Consider the following 16423-nt stretch of genomic DNA (forward strand, 5'->3'; position numbering starts at 1 on the left):
TAAGCTAAACGATAGACCAAGAAAGCGGCTGGGATACCGAACCCCAGCCCAGGTGTTCTTAGGTGAATACTCAGGAGCGCTAGAAACCGCAGGTGCTGCACTTATTAGTTGAATTCAGGATAAAAAGCGTGGTGGGGAACTTAGTAACTACTGGTGCGATCTTTAAAGGTGTTTTCTGGTTTCTTGTAATGGACGTACTAGTGCTAATTCTTTTGATGAGCTTTCCAGAGATAATACTTTTCTTACCTGAGAAGTTAGGATGATTTATCAACATAAGGCTTGTCATTATTTAAAACTCGTGAGTCCTCCCTGAAAGCATTTTTTATAAGTTTATGTTGGTGTTGAGAGCTGCTGTCTGAATAGGCAGTGGCTCTTATCTTGAGTATTTTATATGGCCGGTGTCTTATTGGTCTTTTCTGTTTGAAGAAAAGGTATATTGCTTTTAAAATTTTGGTTTGATGATGGTTGATAACTTTTAAAACATGATTAATATAAAACCTGGTTCAGAATTTTAAGCTCGCACGAAATGCTGGGTCATCCACATAGGCTACATTTAACCGCGTCCAAGGAACTACATTATTCCGGTCTACCGAAAAAATAGCACCGGGTGCTAGCATAACTCCCTGTTTCATGCAGTGGCGCGTAAGTTCGTTAGCATCTTCTATACCAGGAAATCGAGCCCAAAGGTATAAACTTTGTTCTGGCTTGCAGAAGACTTCCGCCCCGAGTTCTTCTAGAATTTTTAGCGCGACAGCGGTAGCTGTGCGTAGCCGAGCCTGTAACTTGGAAAGATGACGAAGATAGTTCCCTTCACGTAATATGACATCTACTGTACGTTCAGCATATTCTGCCCCAGCGATATGGAGTAACATTTTTATATCTGCCAACTCGGAGATTAGTTTTTCGCTACCGGCGATAAAACCAACCCGCAAAGCCGCTGATACCGACTTGGAGAAGCTTCCCAAATATAGCGTCCTGCCAAGCTGATCAAGCGCTGATAGCTTGGATGCTGAGCTAAGTTTGAAGTCAGCCATTGCGTCGTTTTCAACTACGATTAAATCGTGGCGTTCTGCTAGGGCTAATATCTGGCGTGCTTTATGCTCAGAAATGTCAGTTCCAGTCGGGTTGTGACACACAGACTGCATGAAAAACAGCGTCGGCCGCTCCTTAATCAGTAAACTGTTTAAATCATCTATATTTGGGCCATCCACCTCGCGACGTACGGGCAGCATGCGCACACCGCTGAGCTGTAACTTCCCAAAAAGTGGGTAATAGCCTGGAGTTTCTACTAGTACAGTCGAACCGGGTTGGGTAAAGCGCCGAATAATCAAATCCATTCCATGGTTTGCACCATAGGTGGTTAAAATCTGCTGTGGTAATGCGTTAATGCCATAGCTAGCTATTTTTTTGCTCAATTGCTCTCGTAAGCTGGCGTTACCGAAGCGGTTGCCATAGCGGAATAGGGAGGTAATGCCACCGCGGACAACTTGGCGATGAAATTTATCCAGGCGCATATCCATAAGCCAGTTGACTGGTGGGAACCCTTCACCCAGATGGGAATGCCCTGGTTCGCGTACAAGTTGTTGGCGCATCATCCAAGTAGTGTCGAGTGCGCGAGTGTAAGGGAGCGGTTGTGTCTCGCAATTTGTTTGTGTAGGCATTGCCATAACAAAAAAACCGCGCCCTTGGCGTGCTTCCACCAAGCCTTGTGCTGCTAAGTAATCGTAGGCCGTAATGACGGTGTTCTTGGAATCGCAGTGCAAACGCATGTGTTCACGTAGGGAAGGAAGCTTATCTCCTTTACGTAAAATGCCTTCAGTGATTTGGCTTGCTATGTCAGATGCGATTCTTTGAGCTCTAGTCTGGCGCTGCATTGATATAGGCAATTTTAGCTCCCACTTTTCGCCTATGTGGTCTCTGGTGTTGAGTATGATGAACACTAGAAGGGGACTATTCCGTGATTTACTCACATGTAGTCACAACCAACATTAAGCTGCAATTATTTTATTGGTCTTATTGCTCACTGTTATCACAGCTAGAATTCTATTCCAACGTTCAGTATAGCGTGTTATGGCGTTAAGTTATAAGAGAGTTTATTACCAAAGCTTCCATAGGGAAATTGACCAATTTCCTAATATGAATGCCGATAAAAAGTACTCAGTAATACTCAAGGCCTGATGAGCAATGACTCAATCGTCGCGCTCACCAATATAGATATGCCCGCCGCTGGCTTCTTCCAAGCCTGCGATCATACGCAGCGTGGTTGATTTGCCGCAGCCCGAAGGGCCTAGCAGAATGACAAATTGCCCAGGCGTGACGTCGAAAGAGATATTATCGACGGCAGCGGACGCGTCCCAACGTTTGGTAACGCGTTCCAGGCGGATACGCGATTGGTTTGACATAGCACACATCACCGGCAGTTGATTCAGCTTGTGTTGAAGGTGTTGCTGTTTCATGACACTTGGATCGTTTATGACAGCCGCTGTGTCAAGCGAAAATTTACTTGGTCACCTTAATGCCATAGCGCTGAAGCCTGCGCACCACGCTGGATTGGCTGATGCCCAGCCGCTCGGCAATGGCATAGGTACTGGGGTGAGTGGTGCACAGCGCCTCAAGCGTTTCCCGCTCTAAACGGGCCATGTACTGCTTCAGTGTTTCATGAGGTTCTAGTGCGGGTATCGACGTTGCTGGTGACGAGCTCGGCAGGCTTGCATGGTGTTGATCGGTATATGGTTGAGCGGCAGGCACCTCGATTTGATCGGTGGGGCTGGAAAGCCAAGCACGTTCCAGCCAGTTTTCCAGCTCACGAACGTTGCCCAGCCATTCACTGCCCATCAGGGTTGACCAAACGCGGGTGTCGAGAATTTTTTGCCGCCCATAGCGCTGGTTTAACCGGTTTAAACAGGCTTCGACAAGGTCGGGAATATCCTCCCGGCGGTCGCGAAGGGGGGGCAGGGTGACCGGGATCACATTGAGACGGTAGTAAAGGTCTAAACGAAACCGCCCAGCCTCAACCTGTTTAGCCAAGTCTTGGTTAGTGGCCACAACCAAGCGGAAGTTGACCTTGCGGGAGCGAGTGTCACCCAACCGAGTCAGGCTGCCATCTTGAATGACCTTTAACAGTTTGGTTTGCATTAGTAGCGGCAGCTCGCCTATTTCATCCAAGAACAGCGTGCCGCCCTCGGCCTGCTCCAGCAGTCCCGCCTTACCTTGCCGCGCCGCGCCGCTAAAAGCGCCGGGCTGATAGCCAAACATCTCGGACTCAAACAGATTCTCAGGAATCGCCGCGCAGTTAACGTCAATAAACGGCCCGTCACAGCGCTGGCTCCAGCGGTGTAGCTGTTTGGCAAAGGCGGTTTTACCCACGCCCGATTCACCCAGCATCAGCACATTGGCATCTGAAGGGGCGACCCGCTTGAGCAGTAGCGCAATTTCACGCATGACGCTGCTGCGCACCTGCAGATTATCCAGGGCATCATCCAGCGCCTGCTCTTCCGCATCCGGGGCGGCCTGGCTGCGTTTTAAGTGCTCGCTAAAGCGTTTTTGTAGCAGCGCGTATTCGTCTTGCAGCAGTTGAAGATCGGTTAAGTCTCTGGAACGACTGATAATCCGCTCTAGCTTGTCGTCGACAAACACGGGGTAGGCTTCAGCAATGACCCTGCGGCCTGTTCCGGTGACCTGCATAAGCTGCGCTGGTCGGCGGGTGCGCATCACTTCCATGGTGATGGAGGGCTTGAGCACCCCGGCCGCTTGCAGCTGCTGCACATTGCTGGAGAGCAGCTCTTCTCGTGATACCCCGTAAACCGCTTCGGCCCCTGGGCTAATGTCGACTATTTGCCCATCGCCACTGACGATAAAGAAGTGATCGTTAGCGGTCTCTACAATGGTTTGCAGTACACGTCTGTCTATTTCACTCACTGCCATCGACTCCCTTTAAATAATTCATTTTTGAATTTTTGATTCAAAAATGAATTATTTAAACATCAGATTGATTCATTTTTGCATCGTTTGGCCGGTAATCCCACCACTTTATAGGGATCTACGACTTGGCATGATCTGTGCAACGCCTATAGGAGATAGCTAAGGCCGCAAGTTAGGAAAGCTACACAGGCTAAAGCGTCACAACAAATCCAAGGAGATGTGTATGTCGGAGTTCAACCAGCCGTTGGGCGGCAACACCATGCCGCGCTTTGCAGGCCCCGCCACCATGATGCGCCTGCCTACCCAAGACACCGCTGAAGGTTTAGATGCGGCGTTTATCGGCATTCCCATGGATATTGGTACCTCGAACCGCCCCGGCACCCGTCTTGGGCCCCGCCAGATCCGCGATGAGTCGCGCATGCTGCGCCCCTACAATATGGCAACCCGCGCCGCGCCGTTTGAAAGCCTCCAGGTAGCCGATATCGGCGACGTACCCATCAACACCTTCCACCTGCCGAAAAGCGTCGACATCATCACCGCTTTTTACGACGACGTGCTGAAGCATGACTGCATTCCGATGACGCTGGGCGGCGAGCACACGTTGACGCTGCCGATTCTACGCGCCATTGCCAAAAAGCATGGCCCGGTGGGATTGATTCACATCGATGCCCATGCCGACGTGAACGAGCACATGTTCGGCGAGCCGATTGCTCATGGCACGCCATTTCGACGTGCTCAGGAAGAGGGCTTGTTGGCCCACGGCAAGGTCGTACAAATCGGCCTGCGTGGTACTGGTTACGCTGCTGAGGATTTCGACTGGTGCCGCGATCAAGGTTTCCGTGTGGTGCCCGCCGAGGAGTGCTGGTACCGCTCGCTAGCGCCGCTGATGGCCGAAGTGCGTGAACAGATGGGCGATATTCCGGTGTACATCAGTTTCGATATTGATGGTTTGGACCCCTCCGTTGCTCCCGGCACCGGCACGGTCGAGATGGGTGGCCTAACGTCTACTCAGGGATTGGAAATTGTCCGTGGCGCTTTGGGCCTGAATATTGTCGGCTGTGATCTGGTGGAAGTATCCCCGCCTTACGACCCCAGCGGCAACACCGCGCTGATGGGTGCCACGCTGCTGTATGAAATGCTCTGCGTCCTGCCGGGCGTGAAGCGTGGCGACTAAGCCGCTCTTAAGACAGTTTTGATTTAAAAAGAGCCGACCTGATAAGGCGCTAATAAAAAAGACATATGGCAGGAAGCACTGCTTCCTGCCACGACGCCGCCAGCCCACCTCCAATAATCACTTCCAATAGGTGAACCCTATGTCGAATAGTAACGTTAAGACCGCAGCGCCGACCTCGTCGGGGCCGATCCCCCAGGCGCATTTACTGAAGTTTATAGTGCCCTCTTTAATTGGGGTTTTGCTGTTTCTCGTCCCTTTTAAATTTGGCGATACTATCAATATTGGTATGGGCCTCATGGCGGAGGGGTTGCAAACGCTATTAGGCTCAGCGCTGCCTGCTATCGCGGTAGTCGTGCTTTGTCTTTCAGTGGTAGCCACTGTTTACGCCAAGCTAGCTGACCCTGGCTGGGCCAAAAAAGGCATGTTGCATGAGATGTTTCATGTTGGGCCGCTGTGGTTGGCAATGCGCGCTTTAGGCGCACTGTTTGCTGTGATGACTTATTTCCAGTTTGGGCCTGAGTTCGTCACTGCCTCCTTTACCGGTGGCGTCATGCTCAATGACCTTGCGCCGGTGCTCTTAACCTTCTTCTTCTTTGCCGCGCTGTTGCTACCGTTTCTGGTCGAGTTTGGCTTTATGGAGTTTATCGGCAGCATGGTACGCAAGCCGTTCCGGATAATTTTTAATCTGCCGGGACGCAGCGCCATTGATGCCACTGCCTCATGGATGGGGTCTGGTACCGTTGGGGTGCTCATTACCACGCAGCAGTATGAGCAGGGCTATTACAATGGTCGCGAAGCCTCCGTCATTGCTACCAATTTCTCTGTGGTCTCCATTGCCTTTGCGCTGTTAGTGACCAGCTTCGTCGATATTAACCATCTGTTTGTACAGTTTTACACGACGGTCGTGGTAGCAGGGTTAATCGCTGCGGTCATTGTGCCGCGAATCCCACCGCTATCGCGCAAGTCCAATGATTACTATGAGCCGGTCGGCTGTCAGTTAAACGAAGAACGTACCGAAAAAGTCGGCCTGTTCCGTTATAGCTTGATTCAAGCCACCAATCGCGCCGCTGGCGCTCCCGGGCCTCGCGAGCTAGCACGTTTGGCGCTGCTCAACGTGATGGATATTTTCCTAGGTTTACTACCATTGGTGTTTGCCATTGGCACGGTGGCGCTCATTCTGGCGGAGTTTACCCCGCTGTTTACCTGGCTCTCTTACCCGATGGTGCCGGTGCTGGAGCTGCTGCGTATCCCAGAGGCAGAAGCGGCAGCGCCCGCAACGCTGGTAGGCTTTGCCGATATGTTCCTACCGGCGGTATTAGCGACCAATATTGAAAGCGAACTCACTCGCTTTGTGATTGCCTGTCTCTCCCTAACCCAGCTGATTTACATGTCTGAAATAGGCGCGCTGCTGCTCAAGTCGAAAATCCCCATCAAATTCTGGGAACTGGTGGCAATCTTTCTACTGCGTACCGCGATTACGCTGCCAATCATCGCCTTTATGGCCCATACGTTTTTCTTCTAAGGGGACTTTAATGAGCGTTGAAGAAGCACGTAAACGATCCACAGTGACCTGTGCTGAGCTACTCATTCGGCTGCTACGGGAGACTTACGGGGTGAGCGTTCTGTTCGGCATCCCCGGCGTGCATACGGTAGAGCTTTATCGCGGGCTGGAAGGCAGCGATGTTCAGCATATAACGCCGCGCCATGAGCAGGGCGCGGGGTTTATGGCCGACGGCTATGCCCGTGCCAGCGGCCAACCGGGAGTGTGCCTGATTATCACCGGCCCGGGCATGACCAACATTGCTACCGCTATGGGCCAAGCCCTGGCGGACTCCATCCCCATGCTGGTGATCTCCAGCGTCAACCGTCGCGATACGCTGGGCTTAGGCCAAGGGCGGCTGCACGAGCTGCCCAGCCAACAGCAGATGATCAGCGGCGTGGCGCGGTTTAGCCACACGCTGCTGGACGCCAACACACTGCCCGACGTGTTGGCCCGCGCCTTTGCCATTTTTAACGGGGCGCGTCCAGGCCCGGTGCATATCGAAATCCCTATCGATCTGTTTAATGCCCCAGTGGATGTGCCGGCCAGTTGGCAAGCGCCCACACTTTACCGCGCGGCGCCTGATCCAGAAGGCTTGGCCGAGGCTGCACGCTTGCTAAAAGCGGCGAAGCAGCCTCTGGTGCTATTGGGCGGGGGCTGCGCTTCAGCGCCGGAAGCCGCAAGAGCATTAGTTGAGCAACTGGATGCCCCCACGGTAACAACCATCAACGCCAAGGGGCTGCTTGGCCGTGATCACCCTCTGGACTTAGGCGCCAATGCCGCGCTGCCCGCCGTTCGTGAGCTAGCTGCCAAGGCGGATGTCATTCTGGCGATAGGTACCGAGCTGGGTGAGACTGACTATGACGTCGTTTTTGACGATGGCTTCCACCTCAACGGCACGCTGATTCGTATCGACCTTGATCCCGAGCAGTTGGTACGCAATCAGCGTACAACGCTGGGACTGGTGGGCGATGCCGGGCGCAGCTTGGCGCTTCTGCTTGGTCACTGTCCTGAGCCGCTGAAGCGTCAAGGCATGGAGCGAACCGCCGCAGCGTTGGGCGCGCTTAATTTGGTCAACGACCCTGCCTTTACTGACTTTGTGCCGCTTTATAAAACGTTGGCTGATTATCTCCCCGAGGCGATCCTGGTGGGCGATTCCACCGCACCGGTATATGCCGGTAATCACTTGGTCAGCCAGCCGGCGCCCAGGCGCTACTTCAATGCCTCAACGGGTTACGGCACCTTGGGCTATGGGCTACCGGCGGCGTTGGGTGCCCAGCTGGCACGGCCTGAGCTGCCCGTGGTGGCTCTCGTTGGTGATGGTGGGGTGATGTTTACCCTCTCGGAAATGGCAACCGCCGTAGAAGCGCGCCTGCCGGTGGTGATTGTGCTGTGGCACAACGCCGGCTACGAAGAGATCCGTCGTTATATGGACGCCAACGGTGTGGCCCGCTTAGGCGTGGATATTCAGGCACCCAACTTTCTCACCCTGGCCGAAGGCTTTGGTTGCCCCGGCATACTGGTAGAAAGCCCCGCCGAGTTTGCCGAGGCGCTCGCCAATCGCGAAACGAGCGGGCCTTTACTGATCGAAATTGACGCCGCTGCTTGGCAGAAAAGCCTGATATCAACAGGAGATAACAATGAAGAATAATCATGTGCTCGGCCAAGACACCCTATCTGCCGACGATGTTGAACACAGCCTTGGGCTGCCGGGAACCTTTGCGCTGTGGCTCGGTGCCAATGTGGTGGTCACCACCATCCTGACCGGCATGTTTTTAGTCCCTGATCTGACCTTTCAGCATGCGATGCTGCTGATATTGATTGGTTCGGCGATCGGCATTATCCCGCTGGTATTGATCGGGGTGATGGGCCAGCAAACCGGCATGACCACCATGGTGCTGGCGCGAGGGACTTTTGGCAGAAAAGGCGCTAATTTCCCCGCCTGGGTGAATCTATTGGCGCTGATCGCCTGGAGCTGGATTCAGGCGCTACTCGCCGGCATGAGTCTGGACTACGCCGTGGAAAGCCTGACCGGTTACTCCAACGTGGCGCTGTTTACGGTGCTGTGCGAATCGTTGGTGGTGCTGATCGCGCTTCGCGGACACTTGGGCATTGAAAAGGTCGAGAAAATCGCGGCGCTGTTAATGGTGGGGCTATCGGCGGTGGTGCTTTTTGCGCTCAATCGCCATTACGACCTGCCGAGTATTACCCAGTTAGAGCCGGAAGGTGTACTGGGTGGCGGCGTGATCTTCGATATCGTCGTGGCCACTGCTTTTTCCTGGATACCGCTGGCGGCGGACTACAATCGCCACTGCCGCACACTGAAGGCGGCGGTCGTCGGCACCTGGGGCGGCTATGTGACGGCCACCTTGATTGCCATGGGGTTGGGTGCCACGGTCTCGGCGCTATCCATCGCGGAAGGCATGGAGCAGACCTACGATCCCACGGCCCTGCTGAGTGGTTTCGGGTTTGGGCTGCCAGCGGCGCTGGTGATTTTCTTCTCGGTACTCACCACCAACGTGATGTGTGTTTACAGCGCGACGCTTTCGTTTATGAGCGTGCGTCCCAAGGTGCCGTTCTGGAAACCGGCGTTGATCATTGGCGTGGTGTCAGTGGTAGGCGCGCTGATCCCCGGCATTCTTGACCAGTTCCAGACCTTCCTATTGATTATCGGCAGCGTCTTTATACCGGCCTTTTCCCTGATGATCGTGGATTACTACCTGCTGGGTCGCCAACGCTATACCTCGGCACAATTGATCCAGGCTGAACATAGCCTTCCCGCCTTCAACTGGCTGGCGCTGGGCAGCTACGCGGTCGGCGCGTTACTGGCTTACTACTGGAACTGGGTCGCACCGCTTGATTTTGGCGCGTCGCTGCCGGTTTTCGTGATCACCGGCGCGCTCTATTTTGTGATCAGCAAGGTTGCGCTCGCCAAGCGGGTGCCCGCATGAGCCTTGAGCGCATCAATGCACAGCAGTGGTACCGTACCGACAGCAAGGCGGACGGTATCACCCTGATCGACGAACCGTGGATCAAGCCGTTTTATCGCTGCAATATCTGGCATGTCCAGGGCAGCAAGCGGGGCATGGTCGTGGACTTTGGCTTGGGCGCGGTGCCGCTACGCCAGCACGTGGCGCAGCTTGCCGAGCGTGACCTATTGGCGGTGGCCAGCCACACGCACTTTGACCATATCGGCGCTGCCCACGAGTTTGGCTGTTGCCATGTGCATGCCGCCGAGGAGGACATCCTGGCCTCACCTGACAACACGCGCACCCTGGCTGACCAGTTTCTCAGCGATGACATGTTTGAGGCGCTCCCTGCCAAGCCTTATTCGCACAGCCGCTACCGCATCACGGCACCGCAGCAGGTGTGCCCGCTGGCGGATGGCGAAATACTGGACCTGGGGAACCGTCAGTGGGAGGTGATCCATACCCCTGGTCACTCCCCCGGCGGCATCGCCCTGTGGGAGGCGGCCACCCAGACGCTGATTTCGGGCGATCTGATTTACGATGGCCCGCTCATTGAAGACCTCTGGCACAGCGATCTTACCGACTACGCTGCCAGCATGCGGCGGCTGCGCACGCTGCCCGTCCGCACCGTGCACGGCGGCCATTTCCCCAGCTTTAGCGGCCAGCATCTCACAACGCTCATCGATGATTGGCTTCGCCAACACGAGCTTTAAGGAGCCTTAATCGTGTCTACGACATCTAAAATAGAACACGCTTCTATACTTGATAAGCAATTTATCAATAACCAGTGGGTCGCTTCAGCGGGCACTCGACTCCTCGATGTGATGAACCCTTACCGCGAAGAACGCATTGCTCAGGTTACTGCGGGAGATGCCGCGGATGTAGCCGCCGCCGTAACAGCGGCCCAGCAGGCGCAGCCTGATTGGCAGGCGTTGGGTGGTGCCGCACGTGCAGAGTATTTGGAAGGGTTCGCCGATGCACTGGAAGCCCGCCGTGACTCGATTATCACGCTGTCGGCGACCAACAATGGCAAGCCATTAGCGGAGGCGGGGATCGACCTGGAAGATGCTATTGCCTGCTACCGCTACTATGCCAAGCAGGCTAAAGCGTTGGATGCCCGTCAGGGTGAGTTAGTCAGTGTGGAAATGGGGGGTGTTGAAGCGCGTACCTATCATGACCCTGTGGGCGTGGTGGGGCTGATTGCGCCGTGGAATTTCCCACTCGTCACCAGCGCCTGGAAGCTAGCGCCTGCTTTGGCAGCCGGTTGTACCGCTGTGCTTAAACCATCCGAAGTGACACCGCTCCCTGAGTTAGTGCTGGCAGAAATCGCCCTGGAGATTGGCCTGCCCGCGGGTGTGCTCAACTTGCTTAACGGCGACGGTGAGGGTATCGGCGCACCGCTCACCAGCCACCCAGGCGTGGATAAAATCTCCTTTACCGGAAGTAATCGCGTGGGTGAAGCGGTCATGCAGTCGGCTAGTGCCCGCACCGCGAGCGTGTCGCTGGAACTAGGCGGCAAATCCCCCATTTTAGTGATGGAAGATGCCGACCCGGCGCAAGCCGCTGACTGGGTAATGGCGGGCATTTACTTCAATGCCGGACAAATCTGCTCAGCAACTTCGCGCCTGTTGGTACACGAAGACGTAGCGGAAGCACTCTATGCCGCGCTTGGAGAGCGAATGGATGCGCTAACGCTAGGCGACCCGCTAGCCGAAGGCATCGACTTAGGCCCGCTGACCAGCGCCAAACAGCGCGACGCCGTGCAACGCTATTTGGATCTGGCCGAACAGGAAGGACTGACAGTCGTGCGCGATGCGACGCACCGCACGTTGCCGACCCAGGGCTACTTCCTGGCCCCCACGCTTTATCGCGATGTACCGCTTGAGAGCCGCCTGTGGAAAGAGGAGATTTTCGGCCCGGTGCTCTGCGCCCGCAGCGTGACAAGTGAAGCCGAAGCGATTCGACTCGCCAACGACAGTGCTTTTGGCCTAGCGGCAACTGTCATCAGCGGTGACCCAGAGCGTGCCAAGCGCATTGGCCGTCAGTTGAAAGCCGGTAGCATCTGGTACAACAGCGAGCAACTCGTGCTACCTGAAACCGCCTGGGGCGGCTTTAAGCGTAGCGGCATTGGGCGTGAACTTGGCCCTTGGGGGTTGAGTGCTTATCTGGAAGTGAAGCATGTGATTGGGCCTGCCTAACCTCAGGTTTGAGCATTAGGCATGAACTTATGGCATCGCATAACGCCGGGTCGATTTCCCGGCTTTGACCACCTGCCCCGGCACATCGTGGCCGATAAGGTTGGGGAGGGTGGCGGCGACTTCAAGCAGTGCATCCAGATCGACACCGGTATCGACGCCCATGGCTTCAAACATATGCACCAGATCTTCGGTGCATACATTACCGCTAGCGCCGGGGGCGAAGGGGCAGCCGCCTAGCCCACCTAATGAAGCATCAAAGCGGTTGATGCCCGCCTGCCACGCCGCCAGTGCATTGGCTAAGCCCATGCCGCGGGTGTTGTGGAAGTGCAGCGTGAACGGCGTTTCTGGCCAGCGCTTAAGCACGGCTTCACACAGGCGTTTGACCTGCGCAGGGTTAGCCATACCGGTGGTGTCACAGAGTGTAACTCCCTGAATGCCAAGGTCGATAAGTTGTTCAATGAGCTCAAGTACCCGCGCTTCGGGCACTTCGCCTTCGAAGGGGCAACCGAAGGTCGTGGAAAGCGATGCATTGATAAAAACGCCGCTACCCTGTGTCAGTTCCAAAATAGCTGCGAACTGTTCAAGAGATTGTTCCGGCGCCATGCGCAGGTTAGCTAAGCCATGGCTATTGCTGGCAGACATCACCAGATTAATCTCATCCACTTGGCAGCCCAGCGCCCGTTCGGTGCCTTTTACGTTGGGTACCAGTACGGTGAGATCGACGCCCTCCTGGCGTTGAATGCCGGTCACCACCTCAGCGGCATCACGCAGGTTGGGGATCGCTTTAGGCGACGTAAACGAGGTTGCCTCAATGCGGCGCAGACCAGTGGTAGAAAGCGCGTCAATCCAGCGGATCTTCTCTTCCGTGGGCACAAACCGAGCCTCAATCTGCAGGCCGTCCCGGGGGGCAACTTCGTTGATCTCGATTTTGGTGGGGCAAGGTGTTACCAACTTCATAAAAACACTCCCTAAATAATGCCCGCTTGGCGCAGCTTGGCGCGGGTTTCGTGATCAATACCCAGCTCATCCAACACGTCGTCGGTATGCTGGCCAAGGGTGGGGCCGCCGTCGCCGATTCGCCCTGGCGTAGCGCTAAGCTTTGGCAATACGCCGGGTACTTTTAGCGGTTTACCGTTGGGGCGAGTGAAGGTTTGAATCATCTCCCGCGCCAAATAGTGGGGATCAAAGGCGATATCTTCCGCCGTGTAGGGGTAGCCTGCGGGCACACGGGCTTCATCCAGCGCCTGTAAAATGGCATCCCGTGGGCGCTCTGCCGTCCATGCTTGAATGGCGGTATCAATCATCTCGGCTTGCTGGCTGCGTCCATCGTTGTGGGCCAGGGCCGAGTCGTTGGCGAGATCATCACGGCCAATAACGCCCATTAAGCGCTTGAAAATACTATCGCCGTTACCGGCGATTAGTACGTAATCGCCGCCTTGGCAGCGGTAGGCGTTGGAAGGGGTGATGCCGGGCAGGGCGCTGCCGCTGGGTTCGCGATTCTGGCCGCTGGCATCGAATTCCGGCAGCAGGCTCTCCATCATCGCAAACACCGACTCATACAGCGCGACGTCGATCTCTTGACCCAGGTTACTGCGGTTGCGCTCCTGGAGTGCCAGCAGGGTACCAATCACGGCGTAGAGCGCGGAAAGCGAGTCACCAATGCTGACTCCTACGCGCACCGAAGGCTCGCCCGGCTGACCGGTGAGGTAACGCAGTCCGCCCATGGCTTCGCCTATGACGCCAAACCCGGGCTTGTCGCGGTAGGGACCCGTTTGCCCGTAGCCGGAAATATGCACCATGATCAGCCGTGGGTTGAGTTGGGAGAGTGCTTTCCAGCCCAACCCCCAGTTGTCTAGCGTGCCGGGGCGGAAGTTCTCCACCACCACGTCAGCCTCGGCGGCGAGCTGTCGCACCAGCTGTTGGCCCTCTTCACTGCGCAAGTCCAGCGCCACCGAGCGCTTGTTGCGGGTCTGGACGTGCCACCAGAGCGAGGTGCCATCCTCTATCATTCGCCATTTGCGAAGTGGGTCGCCGGTGCCGGGTGGTTCGATTTTAATCACATCGGCACCGAATTCACCCAGTAGTTTGGTGGCGAAAGGCCCCGCAATCAGTTGCCCAAGCTCAAGCACTTTCAAGCCTTGGAGCGGAAGCTGGCGGGCTTCGGGAGCATTCATTAAGGCTTTCCTCTATTTATCGTTATCATCATTCATTGTCAGCATGCGTGAGCCGATCCAGAGCGACAATTAGGCAATCGGTAACAAAGGGTTCGTGGTTAGCGAAGGGGTGCGTTAGCATAATCCGCCTGTCCTTTGGGAGTCATGTGTCATGCGCCGCTTCGATTTTGTCACCCTCAAGCTGTTTATTTCCGTAGCGGACGAAGGCCGCCTGACCGCTGCAGCCGAGCGAGAACACTTAGCACTCGCTGCAGTGAGCAAGCGAATAAGCGATCTGGAAGCGCTGGTCGGCACGTCGCTGCTGTATCGCCGCCCGCGGGGTGTGGAGCTCACTCCTGCGGGCCAGGCGTTTTTGCACCATGCTCGGCGCATTATGGATAACATCGAGCGCCTACATGCGGAACTCAGCGAGTACGGAGAAGGCGTGCGCGGCCATGTGCGTATCCACTCCAATACCTCGGCGATCATTGCTTTTCTCCCTCAGGATCTCAGTGCCTTTACCCGCCTCTATCCTGAAATCAAGATTGATCTGCAGGAGCGGGTTAGCAGTGAAATCATTGCCGCCGTGCGCGATGGCCTGACGGATATAGGCATTTTCGCCGGGCATGTGCCAGCGCCAGACCTTCAGCAGCTCTCTTATCGACATGACCGTCTCATGTTAATGACGCCCATGGATCACCCCTTGGCTGAGCGTGAAAGCATCGCTTTTAACGAAGCGCTGGCCTTCGATTTTATTGGCTTACAGCAGGACGCCTCGCTGCAATCACTGTTGAATGAACAAGCTAACCTAGCAGGCAAAGCGCTGCGTATGCGCATTCAGGTACGTAGCTTTGACGCTATTTGCCGGATGATTCACCACGGTATGGGCGTTGGCGTACTCCCCGAGCAGACCATCTATCGTGATCTGGGTGATTTGCAGCTCAAAAGCATCCCCCTTAGCGATCCCTGGGCCCAGCGTGAGCTGGTGATTGGCATGCGCCGCTACGCCTCGTTGCATGTGACGGCGCGGCATCTGGTCGATCACCTCACCCAGAAAGCAGTTGAGAGCTAGCTGCAGAATCTGCAAATGGCTTCGTATTTTGTGAAAGCTGGCAAATATTTTGTGATGGCAAAATGCCTTGAGCGGTGGCGCTGAAGTATGCCTTCACAGCCTATCGAGAGGGCTTTTGAAAGAGCAGCGAAGGCGGTCAGGTATTCATCTTTGGTCGTATGGCCGCAAGCGCCTCGGTTAAAAAGCGCGTCATACCGGCGTTTCTAGCCATCGTATTTTACGAAGCCAGCCTTCTTGAACGTCGATTTGAGCCCCTCGGCGGGTTGTTTCAAGATCGAACGAGTAGCACACCCAATAACGACAACCGTAGAGAGTGATCCCATGCGGAAACAATTGCTTGCCACGCTGGCTACCCTAGGCATGCTAACGACGGCCCCGTTCGTTTTAGCTAACCCCATCGAAATTCAAGTCAACAACACCATGAGCGAAGGCGGCTCGGAAAGCGCCGCGGTGGAACGCTTTGCTGAGTATCTAGAAGAGCAGGCGCCAGGCCGCTTTGAAGTGCGTCCCTTTTTGGCGGGCTCTCTTGGCGGTGAAAATGCAGTGTTGGAACTGCTAAACCTGGGCCAAACCCAGCTCTCCCTGACCGGTGGTAACTGGCGTCAACAGTATGCGCCTGAATACGACGCCATTACGGTTCCCTTTGTGTTCACTACTTGGGATGAAGTCGACGCCTATATGGAGAGTCCTTCCGGCCAAGCACTGGTCGAGAAAGCAGAAAGTCAGGGCGGTCTGAAGTACTTTGGTCTGCAGCACCGCGGGCCCCGCCACATGACCGCCAATAAAGAGATCCACTCCCCAGATGATCTGGATGGCTTCCGCCTGCGCCTGCCTTCGTTGCCGGTATGGTTGGAAGTGTGGGAAGAGATTGGGGCTCAGGTAGTCAACGTACCGGCGCCAGAGATTTATCTCGCCATGCAGACCGGCCAGGTCGATGGCCACGAGAACTCGCTCTCCTCGCCTTATACCCGTCGTCTATGGGAAGTGCAGGACTACCTGATCATGACCAGTCACGTGCAGTTTCCGTGGAGCTGGGTAGCTAGTTCTCGTTGGTGGGATGGTCTAGAAGAGGAAGATCAAGCGCTGATCGAAGAAGCCATTGAGGTGGCACGCCAGTACGGGTCAGAGCAAGAACGCGATCTCGATGAGTTCTATCTGGAAGCCCTGCAGGATGAAGGCATGACCGTCATTGAGCCGGATGTTGCGCCTTTCCGCGAGGCAGCGTTACCGGCTATCGATCGTGTCATGGCTGACATGGCCGAGGGCGTTCGTGAAGATGCGCTGGGTAACGACAGCGAGTAAAACGCGCTGGACAGAAATTGCGGCGGCCCATCGGGCCGTCGCTTTTCTTCATTATAAATAAGTTTTCATGTAAGACTAAAAAGCAGTCAGGGTA

General features: G+C 55.4%; 13 protein-coding genes and 1 pseudogene. 9 read left to right on the forward strand and 5 right to left on the reverse strand.

Features of this window, described 5'->3' with window-relative positions; translation table 11 throughout:
• Positions 1 to 112, forward strand: a pseudogene (locus HZS80_RS23630) (IS30 family transposase); the annotation flags it as partial.
• Positions 113 to 503: 391 nt separating this feature from the next.
• Here HZS80_RS23630 and HZS80_RS18535 read toward each other — a convergent pair.
• From HZS80_RS18535 to HZS80_RS18545, 3 genes are all read right to left on the reverse strand, one after another.
• Positions 504 to 1886, reverse strand: a complete 1383-nt coding sequence (locus HZS80_RS18535) for an aminotransferase-like domain-containing protein (RefSeq protein ID WP_246362284.1) — start codon at positions 1884 to 1886, stop codon at positions 504 to 506.
• A gap of 303 nt (positions 1887 to 2189) precedes the next feature.
• Positions 2190 to 2456: an ATP-binding cassette domain-containing protein gene (locus HZS80_RS18540; RefSeq protein WP_281372612.1), complete on the reverse strand. Its 267-nt coding sequence runs from the start codon at positions 2454 to 2456 to the stop codon at positions 2190 to 2192.
• Positions 2457 to 2499: 43 nt separating this feature from the next.
• Positions 2500 to 3924 (reverse strand): sigma-54 interaction domain-containing protein, encoded by a 1425-nt coding sequence (locus HZS80_RS18545; protein WP_035561311.1) that lies wholly within the window; start codon positions 3922 to 3924, stop codon positions 2500 to 2502.
• A 220-nt stretch (positions 3925 to 4144) separates the two neighbouring features.
• On the opposite strand from HZS80_RS18545, the gene speB reads away from it, so the two are divergent.
• The 6 genes from speB to HZS80_RS18575 all read left to right on the forward strand — a co-directional run bounded on the left by speB (position 4145) and on the right by HZS80_RS18575 (position 11802).
• Entirely contained in the window at positions 4145 to 5095 is a 951-nt protein-coding gene (speB, locus tag HZS80_RS18550) for an agmatinase (protein WP_035561314.1), read from the forward strand.
• A 139-nt stretch (positions 5096 to 5234) separates the two neighbouring features.
• On the forward strand, positions 5235 to 6617 hold the full coding sequence (locus tag HZS80_RS18555) for a YjiH family protein (protein WP_035561317.1): 1383 nt from the start codon (positions 5235 to 5237) through the stop codon (positions 6615 to 6617).
• Between the two features lie 10 nt (positions 6618 to 6627).
• Complete coding sequence (locus tag HZS80_RS18560) at positions 6628 to 8286, forward strand: 5-guanidino-2-oxopentanoate decarboxylase (RefSeq protein WP_035561320.1); 1659 nt, start codon at positions 6628 to 6630, stop codon at positions 8284 to 8286.
• Positions 8276 to 9586, forward strand: a complete 1311-nt coding sequence (locus HZS80_RS18565) for a purine-cytosine permease family protein (RefSeq protein WP_035561323.1) — start codon at positions 8276 to 8278, stop codon at positions 9584 to 9586. The genes HZS80_RS18560 and HZS80_RS18565 overlap by 11 nt, the downstream gene beginning before the upstream one ends.
• On the forward strand, positions 9583 to 10317 hold the full coding sequence (locus HZS80_RS18570) for an MBL fold metallo-hydrolase (RefSeq protein ID WP_035561326.1): 735 nt from the start codon (positions 9583 to 9585) through the stop codon (positions 10315 to 10317). Before HZS80_RS18565 ends, HZS80_RS18570 begins: the two co-directional genes overlap by 4 nt.
• Before the next feature lie 12 nt (positions 10318 to 10329).
• Positions 10330 to 11802: an aldehyde dehydrogenase family protein gene (locus tag HZS80_RS18575; protein WP_179916910.1), complete on the forward strand. Its 1473-nt coding sequence runs from the start codon at positions 10330 to 10332 to the stop codon at positions 11800 to 11802.
• A gap of 27 nt (positions 11803 to 11829) precedes the next feature.
• On the opposite strand, the gene HZS80_RS18580 is transcribed toward HZS80_RS18575, so the two are convergent.
• Together HZS80_RS18580 and HZS80_RS18585 are read right to left on the reverse strand one after the other, a co-directional pair.
• Complete coding sequence (locus HZS80_RS18580; protein ID WP_035561328.1) at positions 11830 to 12759, reverse strand: hydroxymethylglutaryl-CoA lyase; 930 nt, start codon at positions 12757 to 12759, stop codon at positions 11830 to 11832.
• 11 nt (positions 12760 to 12770) lie between these two features.
• On the reverse strand, positions 12771 to 13976 hold the full coding sequence (locus tag HZS80_RS18585) for a CaiB/BaiF CoA transferase family protein (protein ID WP_179916911.1): 1206 nt from the start codon (positions 13974 to 13976) through the stop codon (positions 12771 to 12773).
• A gap of 151 nt (positions 13977 to 14127) precedes the next feature.
• On the opposite strand from HZS80_RS18585, the gene HZS80_RS18590 reads away from it, so the two are divergent.
• Complete coding sequence (locus HZS80_RS18590; protein WP_035561333.1) at positions 14128 to 15027, forward strand: LysR family transcriptional regulator; 900 nt, start codon at positions 14128 to 14130, stop codon at positions 15025 to 15027.
• Positions 15028 to 15348: 321 nt separating this feature from the next.
• Positions 15349 to 16329 carry a TRAP transporter substrate-binding protein gene (locus tag HZS80_RS18595; RefSeq protein WP_179916912.1) on the forward strand — a complete coding sequence of 327 codons (981 nt, stop codon included), beginning with the start codon at positions 15349 to 15351 and terminating at the stop codon, positions 16327 to 16329.
• Positions 16330 to 16423: the final 94 nt, after the last annotated feature.

It is taken from the genome of Vreelandella glaciei, from assembly GCF_013415125.1.
Taxonomy (GTDB): Bacteria; Pseudomonadota; Gammaproteobacteria; order Pseudomonadales; family Halomonadaceae; genus Vreelandella; species Vreelandella glaciei.

Excerpts from the sequence above, each read along its gene's own strand:
- HZS80_RS18590 (WP_035561333.1), top strand. The coding sequence starts at position 14,128 with ATGCGCCGCTTCGATTTTGTCACCCTCAAGCTGTTTATTTCCGTAGCG.
- HZS80_RS18570 (WP_035561326.1), top strand. The coding sequence starts at position 9,583 with ATGAGCCTTGAGCGCATCAATGCACAGCAGTGGTACCGTACCGACAGC.
- speB (WP_035561314.1), top strand. The coding sequence starts at position 4,145 with ATGTCGGAGTTCAACCAGCCGTTGGGCGGCAACACCATGCCGCGCTTT.
- HZS80_RS18565 (WP_035561323.1), top strand. The coding sequence starts at position 8,276 with ATGAAGAATAATCATGTGCTCGGCCAAGACACCCTATCTGCCGACGAT.
- HZS80_RS18555 (WP_035561317.1), top strand. The coding sequence starts at position 5,235 with ATGTCGAATAGTAACGTTAAGACCGCAGCGCCGACCTCGTCGGGGCCG.
- HZS80_RS18595 (WP_179916912.1), top strand. The coding sequence starts at position 15,349 with ATGCGGAAACAATTGCTTGCCACGCTGGCTACCCTAGGCATGCTAACG.
- HZS80_RS18560 (WP_035561320.1), top strand. The coding sequence starts at position 6,628 with ATGAGCGTTGAAGAAGCACGTAAACGATCCACAGTGACCTGTGCTGAG.
- HZS80_RS18580 (WP_035561328.1), bottom strand. The coding sequence starts at position 12,759 with ATGAAGTTGGTAACACCTTGCCCCACCAAAATCGAGATCAACGAAGTT.
- HZS80_RS18585 (WP_179916911.1), bottom strand. The coding sequence starts at position 13,976 with ATGAATGCTCCCGAAGCCCGCCAGCTTCCGCTCCAAGGCTTGAAAGTG.
- HZS80_RS18545 (WP_035561311.1), bottom strand. The coding sequence starts at position 3,924 with ATGGCAGTGAGTGAAATAGACAGACGTGTACTGCAAACCATTGTAGAG.
- HZS80_RS18540 (WP_281372612.1), bottom strand. The coding sequence starts at position 2,456 with ATGAAACAGCAACACCTTCAACACAAGCTGAATCAACTGCCGGTGATG.